Annotated in this window: 28 protein-coding genes; 14 read left to right on the forward strand and 14 right to left on the reverse strand. The window is 68.1% G+C overall.

What is annotated here, in order from left to right:
* Nucleotides 1-104 precede the first annotated feature (104 nt).
* Both FNM00_RS01530 and FNM00_RS01535 read left to right on the forward strand, forming a co-directional pair.
* Nucleotides 105-656, forward strand: a complete 552-nt coding sequence (locus tag FNM00_RS01530; protein WP_342778530.1) for a Uma2 family endonuclease — start codon at nucleotides 105-107, stop codon at nucleotides 654-656.
* A 42-nt stretch (nucleotides 657-698) separates the two neighbouring features.
* The gene (locus FNM00_RS01535; protein WP_221933540.1) at nucleotides 699-1,457 is read left to right on the forward strand and encodes an SGNH/GDSL hydrolase family protein; all 759 of its coding nucleotides are present in this window, start codon (nucleotides 699-701) and stop codon (nucleotides 1,455-1,457) included.
* A 173-nt stretch (nucleotides 1,458-1,630) separates the two neighbouring features.
* Here FNM00_RS01535 and FNM00_RS01540 read toward each other — a convergent pair whose 3' ends face one another.
* Entirely contained in the window at nucleotides 1,631-2,332 is a 702-nt protein-coding gene (locus FNM00_RS01540) for a M23 family metallopeptidase (RefSeq protein WP_205196693.1), read from the reverse strand.
* 232 nt (nucleotides 2,333-2,564) lie between these two features.
* Between FNM00_RS01540 and FNM00_RS01545 the strand changes: the two genes are divergently transcribed.
* The 3 genes from FNM00_RS01545 to sucD all read left to right on the forward strand — a co-directional run bounded on the left by FNM00_RS01545 (nucleotide 2,565) and on the right by sucD (nucleotide 5,032).
* Nucleotides 2,565-2,819 carry a hypothetical protein gene (locus FNM00_RS01545; RefSeq protein WP_143911252.1) on the forward strand — a complete coding sequence of 85 codons (255 nt, stop codon included), beginning with the start codon at nucleotides 2,565-2,567 and terminating at the stop codon, nucleotides 2,817-2,819.
* A 139-nt stretch (nucleotides 2,820-2,958) separates the two neighbouring features.
* Complete coding sequence (gene sucC / locus FNM00_RS01550) at nucleotides 2,959-4,122, forward strand: ADP-forming succinate--CoA ligase subunit beta (protein WP_143911253.1); 1,164 nt, start codon at nucleotides 2,959-2,961, stop codon at nucleotides 4,120-4,122.
* 13 nt (nucleotides 4,123-4,135) lie between these two features.
* Nucleotides 4,136-5,032 (forward strand): succinate--CoA ligase subunit alpha, encoded by an 897-nt coding sequence (gene sucD, locus FNM00_RS01555; RefSeq protein ID WP_143911254.1) that lies wholly within the window; start codon nucleotides 4,136-4,138, stop codon nucleotides 5,030-5,032.
* A gap of 65 nt (nucleotides 5,033-5,097) precedes the next feature.
* On the opposite strand, the gene FNM00_RS01560 is transcribed toward sucD, so the two are convergent.
* A complete protein-coding gene (locus FNM00_RS01560) occupies nucleotides 5,098-5,526 on the reverse strand; it encodes a hypothetical protein (protein ID WP_143911255.1) in 429 nt (142 codons plus the stop codon).
* A gap of 87 nt (nucleotides 5,527-5,613) precedes the next feature.
* Nucleotides 5,614-7,434: a hypothetical protein gene (locus tag FNM00_RS01565; protein ID WP_143911256.1), complete on the reverse strand. Its 1,821-nt coding sequence runs from the start codon at nucleotides 7,432-7,434 to the stop codon at nucleotides 5,614-5,616.
* Between the two features lie 171 nt (nucleotides 7,435-7,605).
* Between FNM00_RS01565 and FNM00_RS01570 the strand changes: the two genes are divergently transcribed.
* The 3 genes from FNM00_RS01570 to purH are packed head-to-tail and all read left to right on the forward strand — an operon-like array spanning nucleotide 7,606 to nucleotide 10,934.
* Nucleotides 7,606-8,733, forward strand: a complete 1,128-nt coding sequence (locus FNM00_RS01570; protein ID WP_143911257.1) for a cell division protein PerM — start codon at nucleotides 7,606-7,608, stop codon at nucleotides 8,731-8,733.
* Nucleotides 8,717-9,367: a phosphoribosylglycinamide formyltransferase gene (purN, locus tag FNM00_RS01575; RefSeq protein WP_246065024.1), complete on the forward strand. Its 651-nt coding sequence runs from the start codon at nucleotides 8,717-8,719 to the stop codon at nucleotides 9,365-9,367. Before FNM00_RS01570 ends, purN begins: the two co-directional genes overlap by 17 nt.
* A 7-nt stretch (nucleotides 9,368-9,374) precedes the next feature.
* Nucleotides 9,375-10,934, forward strand: a complete 1,560-nt coding sequence (gene purH, locus FNM00_RS01580; RefSeq protein ID WP_143911259.1) for a bifunctional phosphoribosylaminoimidazolecarboxamide formyltransferase/IMP cyclohydrolase — start codon at nucleotides 9,375-9,377, stop codon at nucleotides 10,932-10,934.
* On the opposite strand, the gene FNM00_RS01585 is transcribed toward purH, so the two are convergent.
* Nucleotides 10,906-11,562: a TetR/AcrR family transcriptional regulator gene (locus FNM00_RS01585; protein ID WP_143911260.1), complete on the reverse strand. Its 657-nt coding sequence runs from the start codon at nucleotides 11,560-11,562 to the stop codon at nucleotides 10,906-10,908. The two genes, purH and FNM00_RS01585, sit on opposite strands and share 29 nt — an antisense overlap.
* 96 nt (nucleotides 11,563-11,658) lie before the next feature.
* On the opposite strand from FNM00_RS01585, the gene FNM00_RS01590 reads away from it, so the two are divergent.
* Nucleotides 11,659-12,516: a bifunctional methylenetetrahydrofolate dehydrogenase/methenyltetrahydrofolate cyclohydrolase gene (locus FNM00_RS01590; RefSeq protein WP_143911261.1), complete on the forward strand. Its 858-nt coding sequence runs from the start codon at nucleotides 11,659-11,661 to the stop codon at nucleotides 12,514-12,516.
* Nucleotides 12,513-12,791: a DUF3017 domain-containing protein gene (locus tag FNM00_RS01595; RefSeq protein ID WP_185972914.1), complete on the forward strand. Its 279-nt coding sequence runs from the start codon at nucleotides 12,513-12,515 to the stop codon at nucleotides 12,789-12,791. The genes FNM00_RS01590 and FNM00_RS01595 overlap by 4 nt, the downstream gene beginning before the upstream one ends.
* A 92-nt stretch (nucleotides 12,792-12,883) precedes the next feature.
* On the opposite strand, the gene FNM00_RS01600 is transcribed toward FNM00_RS01595, so the two are convergent.
* The 7 genes from FNM00_RS01600 to FNM00_RS01630 all read right to left on the reverse strand — a co-directional run bounded on the left by FNM00_RS01600 (nucleotide 12,884) and on the right by FNM00_RS01630 (nucleotide 19,890).
* Entirely contained in the window at nucleotides 12,884-13,873 is a 990-nt protein-coding gene (locus FNM00_RS01600; protein WP_143911263.1) for a malate dehydrogenase, read from the reverse strand.
* 54 nt (nucleotides 13,874-13,927) lie between these two features.
* Nucleotides 13,928-14,509, reverse strand: a complete 582-nt coding sequence (locus tag FNM00_RS01605; RefSeq protein ID WP_143911264.1) for a dihydrofolate reductase family protein — start codon at nucleotides 14,507-14,509, stop codon at nucleotides 13,928-13,930.
* Nucleotides 14,510-14,597: 88 nt separating this feature from the next.
* Complete coding sequence (locus tag FNM00_RS01610) at nucleotides 14,598-16,193, reverse strand: catalase (RefSeq protein WP_143911265.1); 1,596 nt, start codon at nucleotides 16,191-16,193, stop codon at nucleotides 14,598-14,600.
* A gap of 11 nt (nucleotides 16,194-16,204) precedes the next feature.
* Nucleotides 16,205-16,669 (reverse strand): Fur family transcriptional regulator, encoded by a 465-nt coding sequence (locus tag FNM00_RS01615; protein WP_143911266.1) that lies wholly within the window; start codon nucleotides 16,667-16,669, stop codon nucleotides 16,205-16,207.
* A 64-nt stretch (nucleotides 16,670-16,733) separates the two neighbouring features.
* Nucleotides 16,734-17,909, reverse strand: coding sequence for a winged helix DNA-binding domain-containing protein (locus FNM00_RS01620; RefSeq protein ID WP_143911267.1), 1,176 nt, complete (start codon nucleotides 17,907-17,909; stop codon nucleotides 16,734-16,736).
* A 373-nt stretch (nucleotides 17,910-18,282) separates the two neighbouring features.
* Nucleotides 18,283-19,083 (reverse strand): glycerophosphodiester phosphodiesterase, encoded by an 801-nt coding sequence (locus tag FNM00_RS01625; protein WP_143911268.1) that lies wholly within the window; start codon nucleotides 19,081-19,083, stop codon nucleotides 18,283-18,285.
* 81 nt (nucleotides 19,084-19,164) lie between these two features.
* On the reverse strand, nucleotides 19,165-19,890 hold the full coding sequence (locus tag FNM00_RS01630) for a GAP family protein (RefSeq protein WP_143911269.1): 726 nt from the start codon (nucleotides 19,888-19,890) through the stop codon (nucleotides 19,165-19,167).
* Between the two features lie 117 nt (nucleotides 19,891-20,007).
* Here FNM00_RS01630 and FNM00_RS01635 point away from each other — a divergent pair, with 117 nt between their 5' ends.
* On the forward strand, nucleotides 20,008-21,222 hold the full coding sequence (locus tag FNM00_RS01635) for a sensor histidine kinase (protein ID WP_143911270.1): 1,215 nt from the start codon (nucleotides 20,008-20,010) through the stop codon (nucleotides 21,220-21,222).
* Nucleotides 21,219-21,866, forward strand: a complete 648-nt coding sequence (locus tag FNM00_RS01640; RefSeq protein WP_143911271.1) for a response regulator — start codon at nucleotides 21,219-21,221, stop codon at nucleotides 21,864-21,866. The genes FNM00_RS01635 and FNM00_RS01640 overlap by 4 nt, the downstream gene beginning before the upstream one ends.
* Before the next feature lie 51 nt (nucleotides 21,867-21,917).
* On the opposite strand, the gene FNM00_RS01645 is transcribed toward FNM00_RS01640, so the two are convergent.
* Nucleotides 21,918-22,268, reverse strand: a complete 351-nt coding sequence (locus tag FNM00_RS01645) for a hypothetical protein (RefSeq protein WP_143911272.1) — start codon at nucleotides 22,266-22,268, stop codon at nucleotides 21,918-21,920.
* Nucleotides 22,269-22,526: 258 nt separating this feature from the next.
* Between FNM00_RS01645 and lysS the strand changes: the two genes are divergently transcribed.
* Nucleotides 22,527-23,984, forward strand: a complete 1,458-nt coding sequence (gene lysS, locus FNM00_RS01650) for a lysine--tRNA ligase (protein ID WP_143911489.1) — start codon at nucleotides 22,527-22,529, stop codon at nucleotides 23,982-23,984.
* Between the two features lie 337 nt (nucleotides 23,985-24,321).
* Here lysS and FNM00_RS01655 read toward each other — a convergent pair whose 3' ends face one another.
* Nucleotides 24,322-24,621, reverse strand: coding sequence for a hypothetical protein (locus FNM00_RS01655; RefSeq protein ID WP_185972915.1), 300 nt, complete (start codon nucleotides 24,619-24,621; stop codon nucleotides 24,322-24,324).
* Nucleotides 24,622-24,878: 257 nt separating this feature from the next.
* On the opposite strand from FNM00_RS01655, the gene FNM00_RS01660 reads away from it, so the two are divergent.
* Complete coding sequence (locus FNM00_RS01660) at nucleotides 24,879-25,370, forward strand: DUF4262 domain-containing protein (RefSeq protein WP_143911274.1); 492 nt, start codon at nucleotides 24,879-24,881, stop codon at nucleotides 25,368-25,370.
* Between the two features lie 3 nt (nucleotides 25,371-25,373).
* Here the strand turns inward: FNM00_RS01660 and FNM00_RS01665 are convergent, their stop codons facing one another.
* Nucleotides 25,374-26,009, reverse strand: a complete 636-nt coding sequence (locus FNM00_RS01665) for a TetR/AcrR family transcriptional regulator (RefSeq protein ID WP_185972916.1) — start codon at nucleotides 26,007-26,009, stop codon at nucleotides 25,374-25,376.
* Nucleotides 26,010-26,069: the final 60 nt, after the last annotated feature.

Below are 26,069 nucleotides of genomic sequence, written 5' to 3' on the forward strand. Positions count from 1 at the left end.
CCATCGGCGAGGTTCTCCACAGGCCTTCCCGAGACCCTTGGCGAGGTCGGCCCGCAGCCGTTGACTGTGGGGCATGGGCGACGAGAGGACCTACCATGAGTGTCATGGCAGCCGAGATGATGAGCCTGCCGCGGGGGCGTCCGTTCACCCGCGACGACCTGGACGCGATGCCCGACGACGGGCATCGCTATGAGCTGCTCGACGGGGTGCTCGTCGTGAGTCCGGCGCCGCGATACGTTCACCAGCTCGCCGTGGGGGAGCTGCATCTGCTGCTGCATGCGGCCGTGCCGGAGGACGCGCAGGTGCTTTTCGCGCCCTTCGATGTCGTCCTGGCCGCCGATACGGTCCTGCAGCCCGATCTGCTCGTGGCCCCGCGAGACGCTTTCACCGAGCGGGACCTTCCGACGGCTCCGCTGCTGGCGATCGAGGTGCTGTCGCCGTCCACTCGGCGCTTCGATCTACTGCTGAAGAAGGAGCGCCTGGAGCGCGCGGGCTGCCAGCATTACTGGGTGGTGGACCCCGAGGAGCCCTCGATCACCGCCTGGAAGCTCGAGGACGGTGCTTACCATCAGATCGCGCGGGTGATCGGCGACGACCGCTTCGATGTCGCTGAGCCCTTCGCGATCGGCTTCGCCCCCGCCGACCTCGTGCCGTGAGGGCGCGCAGCTGATGCGGTCGCCCGTCCTATGCTGGAGGGCGTGTCTTTTCATCGTTACGTGGCAGTAGGGGACAGTTTCACCGAGGGGGTCGGGGATGCCGACCCGTCGCGGCCGAACGGCGTCCGCGGCTGGGCTGACCGGGTGGCCGAGGTGCTCGGTGCCCGCACCGAGGACTTCGGCTACGCCAATCTGGCCATCCGCGGCCGTAAGCTCGGCCCGATCGTGGCCGAGCAGGTCGATCTCGCGATCGAGCTCGCCCCGGATCTGGTGTCCATCTACGCGGGGGCCAACGACATCCTGCGCCCCAAGGTCGACATCGACGATCTCATGGGACTCTACGACACGGCCCTGGGCAAGCTGGCCTCAACCGGTGCCCGGCTCGTGCTGTTCACCGCCTTCGATCCGGCCGGATTCCCGATCTTCGGCTCGCTGCGAGGACGTTTCGCCATCTACAACGAGCTCGTCCGCGAACTGGCCGAGCAGCACGGGGCGACCCTGGTGGACTTCTGGCGCCTGCGTGACTACCGAGACGACCGCCTGTGGGATATCGACCGGATGCATATGTCCAGCGCGGGTCACCAGCGCATGGCGATGGCGGTCCTGGACGCGCTCGGCGTGCCGCACGACCTGGAGCCGCTGCCCCTCGTCGAGCATCCGCCGCTGTCACGTGCGGAGCGCCGCTCCGCGAATGTGGAGTGGGTACGCGAGTACGCCGGGCCCTGGGTCAAGCGCCGGGTCACCGGGACGTCGAGCGGCGATGCCCTCGATCCCAAGCACCCGGACTACGCCCGCCTCTGACGGCAGGCGGCGCGGCTCCTCACGCGGCGACCGCGAGTGGTACAGATTCGCCCCTGAAACCTAGGAGCCGGGGCGAATATCCACCACTCGCGGTCGAGATTGCACCACTCGTGAGGCCGGAGACGGACGACGGATCGATAGCCGACCGGTCGCCGATGCCCGATCGGGCTGACTCAGAGCGTGACGCTGTGGTCGGCGAAGGCCGTCATGGGATCGATCGGATCGCCACCACCGGGACGGACCTCGAGGTGGAGGTGCGGGCCGGTCACATTGCCGGTCGATCCGGTGTAGCCGATGACATCACCGGCGCGGACGGTCTGACCTGCCTCGACGGTGATCCGGCTCTGGTGGGCGTACCACATCTCCGTCTCGGTGCCGTCGTCGAGCACGATGACGGTCTTGTTGCCGTAGGCGCCCTCATAGCCCGCCGACTTCACGGTGCCGCTCGCGGCCGCGATGATCGTGGATCCGGAGGGACCGGCCAGATCGAGGCCGGTGTGGCTCCCGCTGGACCAGAGTCCGCTGGACTGGCCGAAACGCGCCGTCAGCCGGTAACCCGCGACCGGGACGACCCACTGGTTGGCGATCTGCTCGGAGTAGGACTCGACCGTGCGCTCTACGGCATCGCGCTGTTCGGCGATCACCGCGAGCTGCTCCTGCTGATCGGAACGCTGCTCTTCATAGCGCTGGCGATCGAAATTGCGGCTGATGTCCGTGCCGTTGGTGCTGCCGAGATCCGCTCCGCCGATATAGGACTGGCTGATCGTCTGGTACTGGCTCGCTGAGAGGGCACCCTGATCGGTGAGACCGCCGGCGGCCACCGTGCCGACGCCCGCGGACGCCACGGCGACGAGGCCGGCGATGGCGGGGGTCACACGAAGATTCAACGACCGCTTCGACTTCGGGGCGACTCGCTTGCCGCCGCGTGGGGTCTGCTGACTCCCAGTGCGGCGAGGCGCTGTCGGCTTCACACAATCTCCGTAACGTCGGCGAGCAAACTCCATCGAGGTTAGCGCATGAATGGTTGCCTCTTTCAACTTCTCAGACGAAGTGATAAATATTCGTCCGGCTCCAGGAGGGTCGACACCGGCATGGCAGGCTGGCGCCATGACCGCGAAACGGCTGCTCGTCGGGGCAGTGGGTGATGACGAGGACGCGATCGCGGCCGCCGCGCGCCGATGGCGGGATACGGGCGCCGAGGTGGTCTATCTCGGGGCGGGCGTTCAGGCGGAGGCCGTCGCCGCGGCCGCGATCGGTGAGGACGTCGCCGCCATCGTGGTGGACGCGATGGGAGCCGAGCCGGTGAGGGCGGCCCTCGCACGCGCCGGCGCCGAGGACATCGAGGTCCGGGTCTCGTCATGAGGTGCCCCGCAGTTCCGGGACGAAAGACGGCCCCGCCGCAGGACTGGGGTGCTCGGCCCGATAAAGTCGGCACGGCTCGAAGGGCGCCTGCCAGCTCCGCGTAGTAGCGCCACTGACTCGACGAAGGACGGTTGTCACCGTGGATTTGATGGAGTACCAGGCGAAGGAGCTCTTCGCCAAGCACGATGTGCCGGTCACGCTCGGCGCCGTGGTCACCACCGCCGACGAGGCCGAGGCCGCGGCGCAGGAGATCGGTGGCGCCGTCGTCGTCAAGGCGCAGGTCAAGGCCGGAGGCCGTGGCAAGGCCGGAGGCGTCAAGCTCGCCAAGACGCCTGCCGAGGCCCGCGAGCACGCGTCCAACATCCTTGGCATGGAGATCAAGGGACTCACGGTCAACCGGGTCCTGATCGTCCCCGCCGCCGAGATCGTCGAGGAGTACTATTTCTCCTTCCTGCTCGACCGCTCCAACCGCAGCTACCTGACGATCGCCAGCGTCGAGGGCGGTGTGGAGATCGAGGAGGTCGCCAAGACCAACCCCGACGCCGTCCGCCAGATCCCCGTCGACGCCAGCACCGGCGTGGACGAGCAGAAGGCCCGCGAGATCGTCGCGGACGCGCGCTTCCCGATCGAGCTCGTCGACCAGGCCGTCGGCACGATCCTCGCGCTCTGGAGGGTCTTCGTCGAAGAGGACGCCACGCTCGTCGAGGTCAACCCGCTCGCGCGGCTGGCCGGTGACAAGCTCGAGGCCCTCGACGGCAAGGTCTCGCTGGACGAGAACGCCGACTTCCGCCACCCCGACCACGCGCAGTTCGAGGACAAGGCCGCGGCCGACCCGCTCGAGGCGAAGGCCAAGGAGAAGGGCCTCAACTACGTCAAGCTCGACGGCGAGGTCGGCATCATCGGCAACGGCGCGGGTCTCGTCATGAGCACCCTCGACGTCGTCGCCTACGCCGGCGAGGCGCACGGCAACGTCAAGCCCGCCAACTTCCTCGACATCGGCGGCGGCGCCTCGGCCGAGGTCATGGCCAACGGCCTGGACGTCATCCTCGGTGACGAGCAGGTCAAGAGCGTGTTCGTCAACGTGTTCGGCGGCATCACCTCGTGCGACGCGGTGGCCAATGGCATCAAGGGCGCCCTCGAGCTGCTCGGGGACAACGCCACCAAGCCGCTCGTGGTGCGTCTGGACGGCAACAAGGTCGACGAAGGCCGCGCCATCCTCAACGAACTGAACCACCCGCTGGTGACCCAGGTCGACACCATGGACGGTGCCGCCGACAAGGCCGCCGAGCTCGCGAACGCGTAAGGATCAAGCAGACATGTCGATCTATCTGAATTCCGACTCCAAGGTCATCGTCCAGGGCATCACCGGCGGCGAGGGCACCAAGCACACCGCGCTGATGCTGAAGGCGGGCACCAATATCGTCGGCGGTGTCAACGCCCGCAAGGCCGGCACCACCGTCTCGCACGTGGACGCCGAGGGCAAGGACGTCGAGCTCCCCGTCTTCGGCTCCGTGGCCGAGGCCATGAAGGAGACCGGTGCCGATGTCTCGGTCGTCTTCGTGCCCCCGCCGTTCGCGAAGGACGCGGCCATGGAGGCCATCGACGCGGGCATCAGCCTGCTCGTGGTCATCACCGAGGGCATCCCGGTGCAGGACACCGCCGAGTTCTTCGCGCACTCGCAGGGCACCAAGACGCGCATCATCGGTCCGAACTGCCCCGGCATCATCACCCCGGGCGAGGCACTCGCAGGCATCACGCCGGCGACCATCGCCGGCAAGGGGCCGATCGGTCTGGTGTCCAAGTCGGGCACGCTGACCTACCAGATGATGTTCGAGCTGCGTGACTTCGGCTTCACCTCGGCCATCGGCATCGGCGGCGACCCGATCATCGGCACCACGCACATCGATGCCCTCGAGGCCTTCGAGGCCGACCCCGACACCAAGGCGATCGTCATGATCGGCGAGATCGGCGGCGACGCCGAGGAGCGGGCTGCCGAGTACATCAAGGCCAATGTCACCAAGCCGGTCGTCGGCTATGTCGCGGGCTTCACCGCCCCCGAGGGCAAGACGATGGGCCACGCTGGCGCGATCGTGTCCGGCTCGTCCGGCACGGCGGCGGCCAAGAAGGAGGCCCTGGAGGCCGCGGGCGTCAAGGTCGGCAAGACGCCGAGCGAGACGGCCGAGCTCATGCGAGAGATCTTGCAGAGCCTCTGACGCCATCTCACGACGAAGCCCCCGGGACCTGGTCCCGGGGGCTTCGTCGTGTCCACGGGACCGCGTCAGGCGGCCTTGCGGACGAGCTCGCGCAGCGTCCTCTCGACCTCGTCGGTCCACTCGACCACGGCGAAGGAGGTCGCCCACATCGCGCCGTCGTCCAGGTGCGCGTCCTCGTTGAAGCCGATCGATGTGTAACGGGTGTCGAACTTCGACGCCGGCTGCACGAAGGTCACCACCTTGCCGTCGCGGGCATAGGACGGGAACCCGTACCAGGTCTTGGGATCGAGCTGAGGGGCCTCCTCGGTCACGACGACGTGGAAGCGCTCGGCCACGAGCCGGTCGAGCCCCTCCAGAGCCGCGATGGCCTCCATGCAGGCATCGAACTCCTTCGCCTTCTTGGCCGCGCCCTTCACGCCCTTAGCGGCGCGCACCTCCTCGGCGCGTTGTTTCATGGCGGCGCGCTCGGTGGCGCTGAAACTGTCCTCGGACATGGATCTCCTCGTGGTGCTCGAGCGAACCGTGATGTTCGCTGATTCACCTTAGGACTGCGAGGAGGGGCGGTGCTTCTCGATTCGTGATCACTCGTCGGCGTAGGCGAGGCGCTGACCGGCCCGCTCCATGATCGCCCCGAAGTCCTCCGCGGTGAAGGTGTTGTCGCCCGACGGCGGGGCGAGCACCTGGGTGATCTCCGAGCCGCGGCGGACGACCCCCATGCGGTAATAGACGCGCTCGTCCTCACCGGTCTCGAAGCTCAGCCTCCAGCTGACCCCGACGAAGCCGCCGGTATCGATGTCCTCGCGTTCGTCGATCTGTGCCGAGAGCTCGCTGTCGCCGCATCCATCGACCGCGGCGGCGATGCCCTCCAGGGTCTGTTGTGCGGCGTCATCGGACTCCAGCCGCGCGCTGGTCTGCGCGACGGCGAACTCCGGCGGCAGATCGTCGGCATCGGGGATCGCGATGAGCCTGCTCGCGACCTCGGAGAACTGCTCGCCGCCGAAGTCGGTCTTGTCGCAGAGGGAGGCGGCCGGATTGAAGCCCTCCGGCTCCTGGGCCGGGCCGGCCGCCCACACGCGGTCGATCGAGCCCAGCGGCGGCATGTCCACCACGCTGAGGAAGGAGGGGTACTGGTCGGTGACGGGAGGCAGAGCCGGCTCGACGGTGATGTCATTGGTGCACTCGCCACCGGAATCGGCGCACACCCTGGCGATCGAGTCGTTCAGCGTACGGGCGAACTCGTCGACATCGGTCGGCTCGGTGCCGTTGACCTCGTGGATGAGCGTGCTGGTGACGGTGCCCGACTGCGCGAGGCCCACGCTGATGAACCGTGCGGGATCGCGATAGGACTGCAGGCGGAGGATCTTGAAGTCGCCGAAGGGGCGTTTGACGGTGTATGCGTCGATCAGCCGGGTCCGCGGATGGGCGCAGTTCGCGTACCAGTCGCGCAGTGTCGTATACGCCTCCTGCGAAGCCTCCTGGCTCCGGGACACTTCGATCGACTGCGCGACCCGCTCTCCGGCGGGACTCGTGCTGTACGCCCGCACGAACACCTTCAGGGGGTCGCTGTCGGCGAAACGGGTCGGCGGACAGGTCGAGTAGGGGGTCGTGTTCTCGGTGTTGGTCTCGGTGGCGTCGACCTTCCACTCCTGCTCGGGATTGAGACGCTCGACCTGATCGAGGGAGAGGAGATCGTCCTTGTCGATATTGTGCGCATCGAGGATGACATCGGGGCGCTCCGCGCCCATCTTCTCCCGATAGGGCAGGCCCTCCACCGTGGCCAGAGCATCCCCATTGGTGGCCACGAAACCACCGGCGAGCACCGCCAGGACCGAGGCGGCGACCAGGATCGCGGCACCGCGGCGCCCACCCTGCCGAGCCGCGCGGCGCAGCGCGTCCGGCTCGGGGAGCTCGAGCGTGTCGACGCTGTCACGGAGCGTCATGAGGCGGGACTCGAGCTGTTCCAGGGGCTGGGTGAGTGCGGCCTCCAGCCGGGTCAGCGCATTGCTCGCCAGCTCCATGCCGATGGCATCGTCGATCTGCATCTCGCGCGTGGCGTCGTCGAGATCGACGCCGGCGACCGTGAGCAGTGTCACGATGCGGCGTTCGTCGTAGTCGAGGTCGTGCAGCGCTCCGAGCAGCGCGGTGTCACCGCCGTCGTCGTGGCGCTTGCGCAGGGGGTGAACTCCGCGGGAGAAGGACGTCAGCTTGGCGGCCTGATCGCGGACATAGGCGACCGGATCGCGGCTGTCGCGCAGCCGTCCCCACGCACGCCAGGCTCGCTGGTAGGCGTCGACGCTCGCATCACGCGCCACCTGCCGGTCCCCGCACAGCGCATAGGTCGTCGCGACGACCCGCCGACGGGTGGCGCGGTAGAAGTTGTCGAACTCGTCGACACGCGTCATCGGTTCTCGACCTCCTGTGAGCATCCGTGACGGGTCCCGTGCGCGGGCTGGCCCCGTGCTCCGGCGACGCGCCGGGCGACGCGCCGTGCGCGGCCGGCCGTTCTCGAACCGCGGGGGAGCGGCTCGGCGTGGCAGGCTGCGACATCGCAACTTTACAGGTTGGATGGGCGGGTGCCTGACCGGATGCGTGCTGCCGACTCCTGGCGCCCCGCCCTCCTGACGGCGGCCGCCGCCGTCGCGATACCGGTGATCGCAGCGATCCTCGTGGTGGCGGCGGTGACCCAGGACGCCGGTTGGGCAACCCTCCGCGCGGGGGTGCGCGTCTGGCTCGTCGCGATCGGCGCGGGCCTGCATATCGGCGAGACGTCCATCAGCCTGGTGCCCCTCGGAGGGGTGCTGGCCGCCGGCGCGATCGCGGCCGCCGTGGCCGCGCGGCAGGCGCATCGAGACACACCCGATGCCGTCGTCTTCGGTGCCGTGGCCGGCGCCGGTGCCGGGGTCCTCGCCGCCACGCTCTCCGCCGCGACCTCGGTCGGGTCGATCGGCACCTCCTTCGTGCGAGCCGCCTTCGGTGCCTTCGTGGTGGTCGGAGTCTCGGCCGCGATCGCCGTGGCGATCCGGGTGCCCGGGTCGTTCCGCCTTCCCGCATGGTCGGCACCGATGCTCCCTGCGGTGCGAGCCGGAATCCGCGCCGGCGCACTGATCCTGGGCTACGCGGCCACGCTCGTCGCCGTGCTCGCTGCCTTCCAGGTCCGCCGTGCGGGGGATCTGTGGGCGGCGCTGGACCCAGGGATCGGAGGCGGAGTGGCCCTGGCCCTGGTGTCGTTGATGTCGCTGCCGACGATCGTGGCCTGGGCTTCCGCCGCGCTCATCGGACCGGGATTCGCGCTCGGCACCGACACGAGCGTCTCGATGACCGGTGTGGACGTCGCCGCGCTGCCGGCCTTCCCTCCGCTCGCGGTGATTCCCTCGCCCGGACCCTTCCCCGATCTCGTCGTCGTGCTCATGGTCGTCCCCGTCCTGCTGGCCGGATGCGCCGGATGGCGATGGGTGGCGGTACCCGCCGACACGTCACTGTGGACACGCGTGGCGCTCGGAGCGGGGGCCGGTGCCGTCGCCGGGGTGATCGTCGGCCTGGTGGCAGCGACCGGCCGCGGGGCGGTCGGCCCGGGCCTCCTGGCCGATGTGGGCCCTCCGATTCTCAGCACCGCGGGCATCGCCATCGTCTCGTGGGCGCTGGCCGGGGCGATCGGCGGTGCACTGGGCCACTATCGTGGTCTCCGTGCCGACCAGGAGTGACCGTCCCGCGCGCGTCGTCGTGCTCGTCTCAGGCAGCGGCACCAATCTCCAAGCGCTGCTCGACGCCGCCGCGGATCCCTCGTTCGGGGCCGAGATCGTCGCCGTGGGCGCCGACCGCGACGGCATCGAAGGTCTGCGCCGGGCCGAGCGTGCCTCGGTGCCGACCTTCATCGTGCGTCTCGCCGACCACCCGGACCGCCCGGCGTGGGATATCGCTCTCGCCGACGCCGTCGCCCAGCACGACCCCGATCTGGTGGTCCTGGCCGGGTTCATGAAGCTCACCGGCCCGGCCTTCCTCGGGCTCTATGCCGGTCGCACGCTCAACACCCATCCGGCGCTGTCACCGGCCTTCCCGGGCATGCACGGACCCCGCGACGCCCTCGAGTACGGCGTCAAGATCACCGGCGCGACGCTCTTCGTGGTCGACGAAGGTGTCGACACCGGCCCGATCGTCGCCCAGGTCGCCGTACCCGTCCTCGACGAGGACGACGAGGACGCGCTGCACGAGCGCATCAAGACCAGTGAACGGCGCATGCTCGTCGAGTGGGTCGGGCGCCTCGCGCGCGACGGCTACATCGTCGACGGACGCCGGATCGTCTCGCCTCCACCAACGTCAGTCCAGAACCAGGAGTAAGACCCTCATGACCGACTCGTCCCGTTCTCCCTTCCGCCGGGCCCTCGTCTCGGTGTACGACAAGACCGGTCTGACCGATCTCGCGCGTGATCTCGCCGCCGCTGGTGTGCAGATCGTCTCGACCGGCTCGACCGCGAAGACGATCGAGACCGCGGGTGTCGAGGTGACTCCGGTCGAGGAGCTCACCGGCTTCCCCGAATGCCTCGACGGCCGTGTCAAGACGCTGCATCCCCGGGTGCACGCGGGCATCCTCGCCGACCGCCGGCTCGAGCAGCATCGGGCTCAGCTCGAGGAGCTCGGCGTGGAGCCCTTCGACCTGGTCATCGTGAACCTCTATCCCTTCCGCGAGACCGTCGCCTCCGGCGCGAGCTTTGACGAGGTCGTCGAGCAGATCGACATCGGCGGACCCTCGATGGTCCGTGCGGCTGCCAAGAACCACCCGAGCGTCGCCGTCGTCGTGTCCCCGGATGCCTACGACGAGGTGCGCGAGGCGCTCGGCGCGGGCGGTTTCACCTTCGAGCAGCGCCGGCGCCTCGCGGCCCAGGCTTTCGCGCACACCGCCTCCTACGACGCCGCGGTGGCGTCCTGGTTCGCCTCCGTCTATGACGGCTCGGAGGACGGCTGGCCAGAGTTCGTCGCCGAGGCCTGGGACAAGCAGGCGGTGCTGCGCTACGGCGAGAACCCGCATCAGGAGGCCGCGCTCTACACCGACGGCAGTGGCGGCCTCGCTGGCGCCGAGCAGCTGCACGGCAAGGAGATGAGCTACAACAACTATGTCGACACCGATGCCGCGATCCGGGCTGCCTTCGATCACGGGCGTCCCGCGGTGGCGATCATCAAGCACGCCAACCCGTGCGGTATCGCGGTCGGTGAGGACATCGCCCAGGCCCACGCCCGCGCGCACGCCTGCGACCCGGTGTCGGCCTTCGGCGGCGTGATCGCTGCGAACCGCCCGGTATCGGTCGCGATGGCCGAGCAGGTCGCCGATGTGTTCACCGAAGTGATCGTCGCACCCGGCTACGAGGACGGCGCCGTCGAGATCCTGCAGCGCAAGAAGAACATCCGCATCCTGCGCGCCGACGATCTGGGCACGTATCCGCCGGCGGAGTTCCGCCAGGTCTCGGGCGGACTGCTGGTCCAGCGACGCGACCAGGTCGACGCGCCGGGAGACGACCCGACCGGATGGACGCTCGTCGCCGGAGACCCCGCCGACGAGGCCACCCTCGCCGACCTCGCCTTCGCCTGGACGGCCGTGCGGGCGGTCAAGTCCAATGCGATCCTGCTGGCCAAGGACGGCGGATCGGTCGGCGTGGGCATGGGCCAGGTCAACCGCGTCGACTCGTGCCGGCTCGCGGTCGAACGCGCCGGCACCGAGCGCGCGCGAGGGGCCGTGGCGGCGTCGGACGCGTTCTTCCCGTTCGCCGACGGACCTCAGATCCTCTTGGACGCGGGCGTGCGCGCCATCGTGCAGCCCGGCGGCTCGGTGCGCGACGAGGAGACCATCGAGGCCGCTCAGGCCGCCGGCATCGCCATGTACGTCACGGGGACTCGGCACTTCTTCCACTGATCCAGCGGCACGCCTCGTCCACGGACTCCGGTCCGGCGAGGTGGGCGGCGAGCAGGTAACGCAGCGAGGTGGCCAGGTTGTGTGCCTCGACGGCGTCGTCATCGTGGCTCTGCAAGCGGATGGCAGTGCCGACCATCTGGGAGATCAACGCCGCGGCCAGCTCGTCCGGCTGCTCGAGTCCGTGCTCGGTCAGCAACCCGGTGAGCCTCTGGTTGATGAGGCGTACAGCCTCGGAGATCTCCGGGCGGAGCTCCTGGTCACGGCTCGCCTGAAGGAACAACGCGAGGTCGAGACCCCACATCGTGCGGTCATGCTCGGCGAAGGTGGGGATGATCGCCCTCGTCGTGTCGTCGACATCGGCGAGGAATGACAGATCGAGGTCGTGCAGGTCGACATTCTCCAGCGATGCCGTCCACCCGGTGATGTGTCGTCGGAAGGCCTCGCGGACCAACTCGGTGATCGACGCGAAGTAGTAGGTGGTCGCGGCCGTCGGCAGTTGCGCCTCGCTGGCGACGGCCCGGTGGGTGACTGCGCGGATGCCACCGAAGGCGTAGACGCGGACGGCGGCGTCGAGCAGTTGTTCTCGGCGCTGGCGGCTGCGTTCTTGGGAGAGGCGGGCTCGGGCCACAGTGGTCGTTCCTCTCGGGAGGCTGGATGTGCATGTTGGGGGTAGAACATGATCCTACGGGCCAAGCTCTGACGAGCGCCGTGCAAAACTATCCCAGTGACTGCGCAGATTCTCGACGGCAAGGCCGTTGCCGCCACGATCAAGTCCGAACTGGCCCACCGCGTGGCCGCCTTGCGCGAGCGGGGGATCGTCCCGGGGCTCGGCACGATCCTGGTGGGCGACGACCCGGGGAGCACCTGGTACGTCGCGGCCAAGCACCGCGATTGTGCGGAGATCGGGATCGAGTCGATCCGCATCGATCTGCCCGCCACGGCGACACAGGAAGAGGTCGAGGAGGCCGTCGACCGGCTCAACGCCGATCCCGCCTGCACGCTCTACATCGTGCAGCTTCCGCTGCCGGCTGGGCTCGACGAGAATGCGGTGATCGGTCGTATCGATCCCGCCAAGGATGCCGACGGGCTCCATCCCACGAACCTGGGCTGGCTCGTGCTGGGCAAGGAAGCCCCCCTGCCGTGCACACCCCGCGGCATCATCGAGCTGCTGCGTCGTCACGAGATCGACATCGCCGGTCGGCACGCGGTGGTGATCGGCCGCGGCATCACGGTGGGGCGGCCGATGGGCCTGCTGCTGACGCGGCGCAGTGAGAACGCCACGGTGACCCTCTGCCATACCGGCACGCGCGATCTGGCAGCAGAGGTGCGCCGCGCCGATATCGTCATTGCCGCGGCGGGCGTGCCGGGCATCGTCACCGGCGACATGGTCAAGCCCGGTGCGGCGCTGTTCGATGTGGGAGTCAGCCGCGACGAGAACAACAAGATCGTCGGTGACCTTGCCCCGGATGTCTGGGACGTGGCCGGTTGGGTGACCCCGAACCCCGGGGGCGTGGGTCCGATGACGCGGGCGATGCTGCTGAGCAACGTGGTCGACTTCTCCGAGGCCCAGGCGGCGCAGTGAGACCACCGCGCAGTCGCGGATCGAGGATCTATCTGATCCAGCTGGCCGCCGTGCTCGTCGGCCTGGTGCTGGTGATCGCGGGCGCCTGGCGGGTAGGCGTGGCTACGGTGGGCGCGTCCTTCCTCATCGCGGCAGCGCTGCGCGCCGTGGTGACGCCCGACCAGTACGGCATGCTGCGAGTGCGGGGCAAGGCCTTCGACATGGCGTGGATGCTGGTGCTCGGCGGATCGCTGGTCTTCCTCGCGGTCAACATCCCCTCGCAACCACCGCTATGACCCGCTGACGCGATGTGGCCGGTTGTGGCCCGTTTCCTCGATGAAGAACGGGCCACAACCGGCCACATGTCATGCCGAGACGGCGCTGGGGCTCAGATCAGGCCGAGGGACCGGACCGCGTCACGCTCTTCGATGAGCTCGGCGGCGGTGGAGTCCATCCGCGAGCGACTGAAGTCGTTGATGTCCAGGCCTTGCACGATGGACCACTCGCCGCCGGAGCATGTGACCGGGAACGAGTACACGATGCCCTCGGGGATGCCGTAGGAGCCGTCGGAGGTGACCGCCATCGAGACCCAGTCGCCGTCCGGAGTGCCGTGCACCCAGTCGCGGGCGGCGTCGATCGTGGCCGAGGCCGCCGAGGCCGCTGACGAGGCTCCACGAGCGTCGATGATGGCGGCACCGCGCTTGGCGACGGTGGGGATGAAGTCGTTCTCGATCCAGGCTTGGTCGTCGACGACCTCGGCCGCGTTCTGTCCACCGATCTCGGCGTGGAAGATGTCGGGATACTGCGTGGCCGAGTGGTTGCCCCAGATCGTCATCTTCCGGATGTCCGCGACACCGGCGCCCGTCTTCGCGGCCAGCTGGCTGAGTGCCCGGTTGTGGTCGAGGCGGGTGAGGGCGCTGAACCGCGAGGACGGGATGTCCGGTGCGTTGCTCATCGCGATGAGGGCGTTGGTGTTGGCAGGGTTGCCGGTGACGCCGATCTTCACGTCATCGGCCGCGGCCTCGTTGAGTGCCTTGCCCTGTGCTGTGAAGATCGCGCCATTGGCCTCGAGGAGATCGCCACGCTCCATGCCCTTGGTGCGGGGACGGGCTCCCACCAACAGCGCCAGGTTGACGCCATCGAAGATGTGGCGGGGGTCGTCGCCGATCTCGACCGAATCGAGGGTGGGGAAGGCGCAGTCGTCGAGTTCCATGACGACACCCTCGAGGGCCCCGAGGGCGGGGGTGATCTCCAGCAGTCGCAGCTGCACGGGGGTGTCGGGCCCGAAGACGGCACCACTGGCGATTCGGAAGAGAAGGCTGTAACCGATCTGACCGGCGGCACCGGTGACGGCGACCTTGACAGGGGACTGGCTCACGGCGTTGTGCTCCTCGTCTGTTGGGTACGTCACGAAACTAGCGCATGACCGGGCTCACGTCTCGGGCCGTGTGACGGTATAGGTCAGGTGGGCGAACTGTCCGCGCCGCTCGACATCGACCAGATGCAGGCGATCGGGACCCAGGCGCCGGGGCAACAGCGGCGCGCCGGCTCCGAGCGTTGCTGGCGCGACCGTGGCCTGGATCTCGTGGAGCGCGCCGGCATCGTCGAACTGTCCGACGAGGTCTCCACCTCCCATCAGCCAGACATCGCGGCCTTGGGCACGGTCGGTGATGGTCTCGAGATATCCGGCGGGATCGCCGGAGAGGATCGTGACGTCCGCCCCGGCCGGAAGGGGGAGATCACGGCTGGTGAAGAGGAAGGCGGGCTTGCCGGCGACAGTGTCCGGCCACGTCTCGGGGTGGTCGAGCACGCCGGTCTCGTCGAGGAGCCAACGATAGGTGGACGACCCCATGACCACCGCTCCGACGGAGTCGGTGAAGGAGCTGAACGCGTCGGCGTGCTCGGGGTCGGCCGTGTCGCTTCCCTCGACGGCGAACAACCAGCTGAGCGAGTGGTCGGTATCGGCGAGATAGCCGTCGAGTGTGGTGGCGGTCAGGTAGACGAAACGGCTCATGTCGCGACTCTAGGTGACGACACTGACAACCGGTACCGACGACGAAGGGCCGCCCATCGGATGATGGACGGCCCTCGTGCAGCCGGGGTCAGCCGGCGTGGGTGTTCGGCTCCGTGATCGGTGCGGAGGCGTTGGCCTTGGCCGCATCGTCCTCGCTGCCGGGATTGGGCTCGCCCTGTCCGGCGCGGACGAGCTCCTCGATCTTCTTGCCGGTCTGCTCGTCGACATTCTTCCAGTAGAGGAATGCGCGCTCGAGCACGTCTCCCTTCACTCCGCCGAGCAGGTGGCCGGCGACGGTCTGGACGAAGGCCTCGCGCTGCTCGTCGTTCCAGACTTCGCGGACCAAGTGTCCCGGCTGTGACCAGTCGTCGTCCTCGGCGCGCAGCGTGTAGGCCTGGCGGACCATCTCGCCGTCGGTCTCCCAGCCGTCGGATACCGTCCCGGTCTCGTCGGCGTAGCCGCGGCCGAAGGAGTTCGGCGCGTACACCGGGGCGTCGCCGGAGTGCTGGTAGGCCATCGACCCGTCGAAGGTGTACGTGTTCTGGTGCTGGGTGTTCTTCGCCTGATTGACCGGCAGCTGGTGGTAGTTGGTGCCGATGCGGTAACGGTGCGTGTCCGAGTACGCGAACGTGCGGCCGAGCAGCATCTTGTCCGGGCTGAAGCCGATGCCGGGCACGACGGCCGAGGGCTCGAACGCGGCCTGCTCGATCTCGGCGAAGAAGTTCTCCGGGTTCCGGTTCAGGGTCATGGTGCCGACCTTCACCAGCGGGTAGTCGCTGTGCGGCCAGATCTTGGTGAGGTCGAAGGGGTTGATCCGGTAGGTCTTGGCGTCCTCATAGGGCATGAGCTGCACTGAGAGGGTCCAGGACGGGAACTCGCCGTTCTCGATCGACTCGTAGAGGTCGCGACGATGGAAATCGGCGTCATGACCGGCGATGCGGTCGGCCTCGTCGCCCGTCAGTCCCTCGACGCCCTGGTTGCTGTGGAAGTGGTACTTGACCCAGTGCTTCTCACCGGCCTCGTTGATCCACAGGTAGGTGTGCGAGCCGTAGCCGTTCATGTGGCGGTAGGTCTTGGGGATACCGCGGTCGCCCATCAGGTAGGTGACCTGGTGCGCGGACTCGGGGTTGAGCGTCCAGAAGTCCCACTGCATGTTGTTGTCGCGCAGGCCGTTGCCGCCGCGTCGCTTCTGCGAGCGGATGAAGTGCGGGAACTTCATGGTGTCGCGCACGAAGAAGACCGGTGTGTTGTTGCCGACGAGGTCGTAGTTGCCTTCGGTGGTGTAGAACTTCAGCGCGAAGCCGCGGGGGTCGCGCCAGGTGTCGGGTGAGCCCTGCTCGCCGGCGACGGTCGAGAAGCGCGCCAGCATCTCGGTCTGCACGCCCTTCTGGAAGAGCGCGGCCTTGGTGTAGGCGCTGACATCCTCGGTGGTCTCGAAGACGCCGAAGGCGCCCGAGCCCTTGGCGTGCACGTTGCGCTCGGGCACGCGCTCGCGGTTGAAGTGCGCCATCTGCTCGATGAAGTGGGTGTCGTGCAGGAGGATCGGGCCGTCGGCGCCGACGGTGAGGCTGTTGCGGTCAGAGGTCGCGGGGGCACCGGTCTGGGTCGTCGACCCGAGGTCGGCTTCCGGAGTGGGCTTGGCGGCGAATGAGGTGCCGTCGGTCGGCTGAGGAATCTGTGCCATGGTGACTCTCCTTAGTGGGTGGATGTGGCGGCCGAGCACGTAGGGCACAGGCCCCAGAACGTGACCTCGGCTTCGTCGATGGCGAATCCGTGGGACTGCGCGGGGGTGAGACAGGGGGCCTCGCCGACGGCGCAGTCGACGTCTTCGACCGCTCCGCAGGAACGGCAGACGAGGTGGTGGTGGTTGTCGCCGACGCGCCGCTCGTAGAGGGCGGGAGAGCCGGCGGGTTCGATGCGGCGCAGGAGGCCGGCCCGGGTGAGATCGCCGAGCACGTTGTAGACGGCCTGCACCGAGGTGCCGGGGAGGGTCTCACGGACGCTGCGGAAGACCGTGTCGGCGGGGACGTGCGGCTGGCGGGCGACGACGCCGAGGACGGTCAGCCGGCCGGTCGTGACGCGCAGACCGGCGGTCTGCAGTTGCTCGCGCGGGGTCGGATACTCGCCGGGAGGCGAGGTGATCGGAGCCGTTGCGGTCATGCTCCCAGTTTAGTCTTTGTTTTGAGTTCTTCAAAGAAAGGGCACCCTCAGTTCGTTCACCGGGTCAGGCGCGGAGTTCCTTCTCGAGGGTGGTCCATCGCCGTGCGCGCGCCTTGATCACGGTTCCGTCGAGTAGGCGCTCGATTCGGTGCGCTCGGTCGTCGATCGCGGCTTGGCTCTCGGTGCCGATGTCCTCGAGTAGCCGGAGGGCCACGGTGGCGTCATCGCGGATCGTCCAGCCACCGACGATCCGTCCGTCGGCCCAGATGGTGGGGCCGGCATTTCCGACATTGTCGAAGAGCTGCGCGGCGTGGTCGCCGAGGTACCACGAGCGCTGTTTCCAGCCCATGGTGGTGGAGTCGAGGGCGGGCAGGAGGGCGACCCACGACGGGGGCTCGGGGGTGGCGGCGAGGTCGTCGGATAACGCGATCGCGGGGCCGGATTCGGTGCGAACCTCGGTCGTGTCGATGGCGGCCAGTGCGGCGCGGGCTGTGGTCTTGGTCCACCCGGTCCACCAGCAGAGGTCCTCCAGTGGGGCCGGTCCGTAGGCGGCGAGCCAGCGCCTGGCGATCTCGCGAGCGGCGTCCTCGGGGGTCGGCCGTTCGGTGAGCGCCGGTGTCCAGGTCTCGGCAGCGCACCAGGTGAACTGGGTCGAGGCCCAGGTGCCGGCCGGCTTGGCGCGGACGACGTGCCCCTCGGCGGACATCAAGGTCAGAAGGCGGCTGGCCATCGACTGGGTGGTGGCATAGCGGGTGCCCGCGCCGATCTCGACGCGGGTGGTGAGGATCGGATCGGCGGCCGCGAGATCGGCGCTTCGGAAGACGCCGAGGGCGGGGAGTGCGCCTCGCGCGGCGGCGTGGGCGTGGTCGAGGAAACGTTCTGGATCTTCGATGGCGGAGTCACGCAGCATGGTGAGCAGCTTGCGACGTTCGGGTGCCGCGACGCTGCGTGAGGTGGCGGCGAGGCAGGAGCCGGCGAGGTCGGCCGGGACGGCGAAGACGGTGCGTCGCATGGCCAGTACGCGGACGAGGGTGCGATCGGAGTACAGCGCTCGTTCCAGGTCGGCGATCGAGGGCTCGATGAGTCGTTCGCAGACGCCGATGGTCATCGAGGCGGGATCGGTGCTGTGCAGTGCGACGACACGCTGGGCGACTTCTTCGGAGCTGTCGGCGGGGGTAGCGAGCGCATGTCGCACTCCGAGGCGCCGCCGTCTTTCAGCGTCGTCGATCGTCACGGTCATGGAAGGGATCCTAGGGTCGCCATCGGTGGTTGCTCGGCGGACCCGGCGCTCTCCGCACTCGGTGTCGCCGCTCGTGAGCTGCTGCCTGCCCCGCGGCCACGGAGGATGTGCTTCCGTCGCTGCTGGGGTAACCACAGAAGCACATCCTCCGTCCTGCGAGAACGAAGGATGTGTCTTTATGGCGGTCAGGGCAACCGCGGAAGCACATCCTTCGTCCTGCAGGGCCGATTCCCCCGAGCGTCGTCTCACGAGTCTTTCCTGCGCGCCACGAGTGCCGCTGCGGATGGCGGTGAGCCATTCCGCAGTTCGTCGGCGAGAGTGCGGGATAGCTCACCACTCAGCGGCGTGAGCCCGCGCGCACCACCGCCGGAGCTCAGCCCGCACTATCCCAGCGCGCTACATGGAGTTCGTGACGGATGACGTCGACTCGGTTGGTGGTGATGGCGTCGACGCCCATCACGGCGAGGCGTCGCGCGACGCCGGGGGAGTCGACGGTCCACGCGGTGACGGTCTTGCCCCGTAGATGGATCTCGTCGATGACACGCCTTGTGAGAAGCGTCCCGTCGAGGTGGAACTCGTCGTAGCTGTCCAGATCGGCGGTGCTGGGCCGGCGAACGGCGGCCAGCGCGGTCTTCGCTCCCGGGATCGCGCGACGCACCGCGTCGATCAGTGGCCGTTGAAAGCTCAGGAAGGTCACGTTCGGCCGACGACCCACCGTAGCAGCGAGGGCGGCGGCGAGGCGGACGGGATCGATCTGGGTGGCTTTCAACTCGATGCAGAGGGTCTGAGGCCGTCCGCGGAAGGCCTTGAGGATATCGGCGATGAACGGAAGAGGGGTGCCGGCCCACAGGGGCCCCTTCCACGCGCCGGCATCCAGCCGGGCGATCTCCGCTGCCGTGAAGTTCCAGACCGGTTCCTCTGACCGACCGGGGAAGACGCGTTCGACGTCGGTGGTGCGCCGTAAGGTCTGGTCGTGCAGGGCGACGATGTGGCCGTCGGCCGTCAGGTGCACGTCGAACTCGATGCCATCGGCCCCCAGAGTGGCGGCATCGAGCATGGCAGGGAGGGTGTTCTCCGGCGCCGTGAAGCTCTGGCCCCGGTGGCCGTTGATCCGTACCCGGCGGGTTCCGTCGACGATCCCGGTGATGGTGCCTTCGGTCGGTTCAGTCGTCATGTTTCCCACGGTGCGCTCCCCGGGTGACACCTTCGACGCGAGAAGGTGAACAGCGGGCGACGAAACCGCCTCGGGCTGGTCTCAGAGGGAGGAGAGGAGGTTGAGAACCTCCGGCACTCGGTTGAGAGCGTCGCGTGCAATGAGGAATCCGACGATGCCCACGATCCAGGCCGTCGTCTCGCCGCCGTTCTTCTCCATCCATCGAGCCACGCGTTGCAGCAACGGCTCGACGAGCCTGCGCGCCACCAGTCGCAGCAGCATCAGCACCAGCGCCGGCAGGATCATGACGAAGCAGTAGGCGGTGAGGAGAGCGAGCCGTTCTGCCCAGCTGAGGTCGGCTGTGCTGATGAGACCGGTGGCGGCGAGATACGGCAGCATCGTCGCGACTTCGATGAGCGCTGCCGCGAGCGCGACGCCGACCAGGGGCAGGAGCCCTCCCTCGTCGCCCATGATCCGCGAACGCCAGCGCATGATCCGACCCGGCTCCTCCTGACGATCGATGCCTTTCTTCTTGCCGATGAAGAAGCTCCACACCAGCAGGGCGACGCCGACAACCAGTTGAACGCGTGCTGCCGCGGGGTGGTCGAGGAGGGCGTCGAGATCGCCGATGAACGTGTCGAGGCCCGCGACGAGCAGAACGCCCACCGCGAGGTAGAAGCCGGCGACTGTCGTGAGGAAGACCACGATCCGCCCGGCGCGTAGACGGCCGGGGGTGAGCAGGAACCAGATCGGGATCAACAGCGTCCCGAAGCTCGTCGAGTCGATGAGGGCGAGCACCCCGAGCGGCGCGAGGAGTTCTGGCGTCATGACGCCAGTCTCTGGTGCATCGAGTCCGCTGACGTCGGGCAAGAGACTGATGGCCGGCGGTCTGGTCTACATCCTTCGATCGACTTCGCCGTGTGGCGGATGTGCTGGGATGTAGGCGTGGAGAGAATCGGCGCGGTATGGCGCGATCGGGTGCGGGCGACGGAGCGCAGCCGTGACATCAGCGATGCCGTCTTCACCTTCGCGGCCGGTGGTGCCTTCGTGGCGGTCGGTCTCGTCAATACCGGCGGTCGGTCCCCGGGGCTCACGGCGGACTCCCGCTGGCTGTACCTGCTGCCGTTGACGGCGATCTGTCTGGTGATGGTGGCCAAGAGGCGCCACCCGCTCGCAGCGTTGGCCGCCGGCGCGGTCATCTTCGGTGTCGACGTCGTGATGGGCGGCAGCATCGGGACGCTTCTCGGTTTCTTCGATCTGATCTACGCTGCCGCCCTCCGCGGCCCGGCGACGTGGGTTCGCCGGCTCGAAGTGGGCGTGGGGGTGCTGGTGCCGGTCGCGGCGGCCACAACCTTCGTCGTCTCGGGGGACCCGCAGGTGAGTCTTCTCGTGGGCTTGGCGGTGTTCGCTGTGCTCGGCACGCCGTTGTGGTGGGGGCGGTCGGTGCGTCATCAGACGGAGCTCGCCGAATTGGCGGCGGAGCGCGCCCGCGACCTGGAGCGACTGGCCGAACTGCGCAGCGAGGAGGTGGTGCGCGAAGAGCGCACGCAGATGGCGCGCGACCTCCACGATGCGCTCGCCGGTCAGCTGTCGACGATCGCGATCCAGTCCGAGAGCATCCTCGCGACGCCGACGGCGAGCCCGGAACGCCATGAGCAGGGACTTCGCGCGATACGCTCCGCGAGCGTGCTGGCGTTGCGGGAGATGCGGGCGATGATCGGACTCTTGCGCACCGGGGCGGAGCCCTCGACCTCGCCGGCCCGCCTCGCCGAGCTCGATGAGCTCGTGGCGAGTTTCGCCGGTCAGGGCTTGCGGGTCGAGCTGGTCGTGCCACCGGAGCTGCCGTCGCTGCCCGCGGCGGTCGACCAGGCCGCGTATCGGATCGTTCAGGAGTCGTTGACCAATGAGCTGAAGCACGGCGGGGGCGGCGGTGTGAGAGCGGCGGTCACCATGCGGCACGGATGTCTGGGTATCGAGGTCACGGGAAGACCGCGCGTGGGAGCGCCGCCTGTCGCCTCCGAGCAGGGCGGTATCGGCCTGTTGACGATGCGCGAGCGTGCTGAGGCATTGGGCGGCACCTTCGAGGCCGGCTGTCGCGAGGATGGCGACGGCAGCAGATGGCGGATCCGCGCCACGATTCCGCTGGAGGAGATCTCATGACGACTCGGGTGCTCATCGCGGACGATCACGCCGCCATTCGCTCGGGTCTTCGCCTGATCTTGGACGATGCGGACGACATCGTGGTTGTGGGAGAGGCTGGAGATGGGGCGGCCGCGCTCGCCAATGCGCGGGCCCTGCTCCCGGATGTCGTTCTCATGGACATTCGCATGCCGGGGACCGACGGGATCGAGGCCACCGCGTCCATCGTCGGCGAGTCGTTGGCGGATGTCCTCGTCCTCACCACGTTCGACGTCGACGAGTACGTGTTCGGCGCGTTGCGCGCGGGCGCTGCCGGGTTCCTGCTCAAGACAGCGGATGCCGCGACGCTCGTCGACGCGGTTCGTCGGGTCGCGGCGGGTGAGGGGGTGTTGGCACCCGAGGTGACGCGCAGGACTCTCCGCGCGTTCGCCGAGCAAGCTCCGGCCCGACCGGCGGTGCCTTCTGTTCACATCGGTGAACTCACCGGCCGAGAGCGCGAGGTGCTCGCGGCGCTCGGACAGGGTCTGTCCAATGCTGACCTCGCCGCCGCGCTCCTGATCACGGAGGCGACGGCCAAGACGCACGTCTCACGCGTTCTCGCCAAGCTCGGCTGCTCCTCGCGTGTCCAGGCGGCGATCGTCGCCCGGGAGGCGGGCCTGGTCTGAGGGGGAAGTGGCGGCGAGCATGGAAGCCCGCCGCCACTCCTCATCGATGGGTCAGCAGGAGTAGGTGCCTCGCAGGTGCACCGGCAACGGGTTGTTGCTCGTCACCTGGAAGTCCCACTTAGCGACCTCGCCGGGGGCGACCGTGCGGCACGGCGGGTCGGGCTGGAAGGCGATATCCGGCCTGACGCTCACCGAGGAGTCGCCGCAGTTGTGGTAGCGCGCGACGCGGTGATCGATCGTGTAGGTGCTGTAGCCGGCGGGGACGGTCTGGATCCACAGGCTGGCGTCCGATGAGCCGCACGGTACCGAATCGGCGCTGGCCGATGAGGTCCCGAGGGCGACGAAGCCGGCCGGGAGCAACACAGCTGCTGCGAGCGTCTTGGCGAATGTGCGGAGTTTCATGATTCTCAGCTCCTTCGGCAGTGACTCTCTGGCGTTTTACGGTAAACACATGCTGTGACCTGCTGCACAGAGAGAACCTGATGATCTCGTCCTCTGCGCTGGGATACGAACGAAAGACTGTCTACCGACGGATCGCCGCATGGCCTGGAGATGCGCGAAGGCGCTCCCCATGTAGGCGGGGATGATCCTTCCGTACGATGGGGGACTGTGACTGACGTGCCGCAGACCCCCGAGACCGAGGACGACCTTCCCGAGCAGATGCGGGTGCGTCGCGAGAAGCGTCAGCGCCTCCTCGACGAGGGCGTCGACCCGTACCCGGTGACGGTCGAGCGCACCCACGACATCCGCGAGATCGTCGAGACCTACGACCCTGAGCAGCTGGGTGCCGACCACCAGACCGGTGTGACGGTCTCCATCGCCGGCCGTGTCATCTTCCTGCGCAACACCGGCAAGCTGTGCTTCGTCCGTCTGCGCGAGGGTGACGGCACCGAGATCCAGGCGATGTTATCGCTGGCCGAGGTGGGGGAGGAGCGACTCGCCGCCTTCAAGCAGATCGTCGACATCGGCGATCATCTTCAGGTCACCGGTGAGGTCATCACGAGCCGCCGCGGTGAGCTGTCGGTCATGGCGACCTCGTGGCAGCTCGCCGCCAAGACGATGCGACCGCTGCCGGTGGAGCACAAGCCGCTGTCGGAGGAGTCGCGGGCGCGACTGCGCTATGTCGATCTCATCGTGCGCCCCGAGGCGCGTGAGAACGTGCGGGTGAAGGCGAAGGTGCTCGGCTCGATCCGGCGGACGCTCGACGATCTGGGCTACATCGAGATCGAGACCCCGGTCTTGCAGCACACCAACGGCGGTGCCGCCGCCCGACCCTTCCACACTCATGTGAACGCCTACGACGAGGACGCGCTGCTGCGGATCGCGCTGGAGCTGCACCTCAAGCGTGCCCTCGTCGGCGGGATCGACAAGGTGTACGAGGTCGGCAAGACCTTCCGCAACGAGGGTGTCGACAACACCCACAACCCCGAGTTCATGATGCTCGAGGTCTACGAGGCGTACGGGTCCTACGACACGATGGCCGAGCTGATCCGTTCCCTCGTCGTCAACGCCGCGCGGGCGGTCGGCAAGACGGTCGTCCCGGCCCGCGATGGCAGCACCATCGACCTCGAAGCCCCGTGGCGTCGGGCAACGATCCATGAGCTGGTCGCGGAGGCGACCGGCGCGGAGGTCACCGCCGAGACCTCCTTCGATGAGCTCGTGGCGCTCGCGGACCGCCACGAGGTGGCCTTGCAGGATCACTGGGGTGCCGGCGAGGTGTTGCTGGAACTCTTCGAGAAGCTCGTCGAGCACACGCTGATCCAGCCGACCTTCGTGTGCGACTATCCCGAGGCCGTCCGGCCGTTGGCGAAGAAGCACCGCACGACTCCCGGCCTGGTCGAGGCGTGGGATCTCATCATCAACGGTGTCGAGCTCGCGCCCGCGTACTCCGAGCTCAACGATCCGGTGATCCAGCGTGAGCGTCTCGAGGATCAGGCGCGCCTCGCTGCCGTCGGCGATCCCGAGGCGATGGATGTCGATGAGGACTTCCTGCGCGCTCTCGAGTTCGGCATGCCGCCGGCGGGTGGCATGGGTGTCGGCATCGACCGCCTGGTCATGCTGCTGCAGGGCATCGGTATTCGCGAGGCGATCCTCTTCCCCATCTCCCGCCGGGAGTGACGCGGGAGCCGAGGCGCGCCTCGGCTGAAAGTGATGCTAAAACGGGTTACGGCGTGGTGTTTCTGCAGGTCAACAAGTGTGCTCCCCGCGCGAGCGGGGATGATCCGAGCGAAGCCTTCCGCGAGTTCCGCAAGTCCCAGTGCTCCCCGCGTGAGCGGAGATGGTCGGTTCGGGACGACGCGCAGTTCCGAGGAAGATGTGCTTCTGAGGTTGCTATAACAACCAGAAAAGCGAATCCCGCATCAAGGGCTGACGGAGGATGTGCTTTCGGGGTCGCCGGGGCAGCCGCGAAAGCACATCGTGCGTGCGTGGGTGGGTTCGTGATGGGCGCGCCGGGTCAGAAGCCGAAGGCGTGAGTGGGCAGGTCGTCGAGGGGGAGGGGTGCGATCGCGCCAGCGGCGCAGAGGTGAATGACCTCGCACCCGGCACCCGCGCCCACGGTCGCGCTTCGCACCGTGGCGGCCCATTCCAGGTCGTCCGTCCGTACCGGACCGACGGCGGGACGGCAGAGCAGGAAACCGATCCGCCACCACGCGGGCTCGTGATCGAGCAGGTCGAGCAGCCAGTCGGCGAACCGCATCGACCGTTCCGGTGACAGCGGGCCCGTGACATCAGTGAGTGTGAGCAGAGTGCGCACAGTCCTGCCGTCGCGAGCAATGAAGAGGCACTTCAGACACACTGCCGGCTCACGTCGGCCTCGGAGCAGCCGTCGCCAGAGGCGCAGGAGATCCACCTGCGAATGGACGGTCGACGGCAGTGGGCGAAGGAGCGACATGCGCACAGCCTGGACGAGGAGCGACGAGGCCGCGAACGGTTATCCACAACCTGCGGCGGTGGCTGTCCTCTTTGTCGGTGTGGGCTCATAGCGTGTGCACCATTCGACAAGGAGGATGTATGGACGATCAAACACAGCTGATCGCGTGGCTCGATCAGGAGGACCGGCGCACCACCGAGGCGATCCGGAGGTGTGGGGTCTATATCCAGTACGTCATGGGCGACCAGTCCCGGAACGAGACATCGTTCAGCTACACCACCGGCCTCTTCGGCATGGGACACCCGGAACTGTTGGCATTCGGGCTCTCCCCGGTCAACGCTCGGGGTCTGTTCAACGAGCTGGCGAGCCGAATCCGTGACGGCGAGGATCTGATCCCCGGGGACATCGTAACCTTCGACGACTGGCATCACCGCGTCATCGTCGAGGTCGTGCCCAACCCCGGACAGATCCTGCTGGCGGCCAATCGCTTCTACCAGCGTCCGCCCGAGCAGTCCGTGCCCGCTCTGCAACTGACCACGGACGACAGGAACGGACGATTTCCCTGGGATGACGGATACAGCTTCCCGACATGGCTCCAACCGCGGCCAGGAGAGTTCTCGGCCTGGGGATGATCGTCACCCAGCGACGAGGGCGGTCAGCTCGTCGATCAGCCAGGAGCGATAGCGCCCGTCGTCCCAGCCCGCCGCACGCAGATGTAGATAGGTGTCGGCAGAGACCAGCAGCCCCACCATCGTCTCGACGTGCTCCACCTCCTCTACCGGCACCATGCCGGTAGAGGCGAGCAGTGCCACACCCTCGTGGATGCTGCGGACGCGGCGCTCATCGATACGGAGATAGAGCTCTCGCACCTCCGCGTCCGCATCGGCCGCCGAGCGGATCCGCAGGGTGAGCTCGGCCATCCGTTCGAGGGCCGCGGCCATGAAGCCCGCATAGGCCTCGATGAGACTGGCTCGATCCCGAGTGGCGAGGATTGTGCCCATCGCCGCGGTGTCGTTGAGAGAGATGAAGTCTTCGACACCGGCGAGCGCCATCTCGTACGCCGCGAGCAGGAGCGCCGGTTTGGGGCCGTTGATCCGCACCGTGGGCACGGAGACCCCTGCCTCGACGGCGATGTCGCGCACGGTGGTGAGGCCGTATCCATCGCGAACGAAGAGCCGATGGGCAGCCTCGACGATACGGCGCCTCGTCGCCGCGGCCTCCGCCTCGCGGCGGGGCGACGAGTAGGTCCGCCGCGGCCGCACATCGCTCACTGTCTCCCCCGAAGGCTCTTGACGAAGTATTCGTTATTGCCCGACTATAACGAATAGGTC

The organism is Aeromicrobium piscarium, from assembly GCF_007421815.1.
GTDB lineage: Bacteria > Actinomycetota > Actinomycetes > Propionibacteriales > Nocardioidaceae > Aeromicrobium > Aeromicrobium piscarium.

Coding starts and splice junctions, on each gene's coding strand:
- FNM00_RS01615 (WP_143911266.1), bottom strand. CDS start 16,669: ATGACCGCAACGGCTCCGATCACCTCGCCTCCCGGCGAGTATCCGACC.
- sucD (WP_143911254.1), top strand. CDS start 4,136: ATGTCGATCTATCTGAATTCCGACTCCAAGGTCATCGTCCAGGGCATC.
- FNM00_RS01610 (WP_143911265.1), bottom strand. CDS start 16,193: ATGGCACAGATTCCTCAGCCGACCGACGGCACCTCATTCGCCGCCAAG.
- FNM00_RS01530 (WP_342778530.1), top strand. CDS start 105: ATGGCAGCCGAGATGATGAGCCTGCCGCGGGGGCGTCCGTTCACCCGC.
- lysS (WP_143911489.1), top strand. CDS start 22,527: ATGCGGGTGCGTCGCGAGAAGCGTCAGCGCCTCCTCGACGAGGGCGTC.
- FNM00_RS01605 (WP_143911264.1), bottom strand. CDS start 14,509: ATGAGCCGTTTCGTCTACCTGACCGCCACCACACTCGACGGCTATCTC.
- FNM00_RS01565 (WP_143911256.1), bottom strand. CDS start 7,434: ATGACGCGTGTCGACGAGTTCGACAACTTCTACCGCGCCACCCGTCGG.
- FNM00_RS01660 (WP_143911274.1), top strand. CDS start 24,879: ATGGACGATCAAACACAGCTGATCGCGTGGCTCGATCAGGAGGACCGG.
- FNM00_RS01630 (WP_143911269.1), bottom strand. CDS start 19,890: ATGACGCCAGAACTCCTCGCGCCGCTCGGGGTGCTCGCCCTCATCGAC.
- FNM00_RS01625 (WP_143911268.1), bottom strand. CDS start 19,083: ATGACGACTGAACCGACCGAAGGCACCATCACCGGGATCGTCGACGGA.
- FNM00_RS01640 (WP_143911271.1), top strand. CDS start 21,219: ATGACGACTCGGGTGCTCATCGCGGACGATCACGCCGCCATTCGCTCG.
- purH (WP_143911259.1), top strand. CDS start 9,375: ATGACCGACTCGTCCCGTTCTCCCTTCCGCCGGGCCCTCGTCTCGGTG.
- FNM00_RS01645 (WP_143911272.1), bottom strand. CDS start 22,268: ATGAAACTCCGCACATTCGCCAAGACGCTCGCAGCAGCTGTGTTGCTC.
- FNM00_RS01560 (WP_143911255.1), bottom strand. CDS start 5,526: ATGTCCGAGGACAGTTTCAGCGCCACCGAGCGCGCCGCCATGAAACAA.
- FNM00_RS01545 (WP_143911252.1), top strand. CDS start 2,565: ATGACCGCGAAACGGCTGCTCGTCGGGGCAGTGGGTGATGACGAGGAC.
- FNM00_RS01620 (WP_143911267.1), bottom strand. CDS start 17,909: ATGACCGTGACGATCGACGACGCTGAAAGACGGCGGCGCCTCGGAGTG.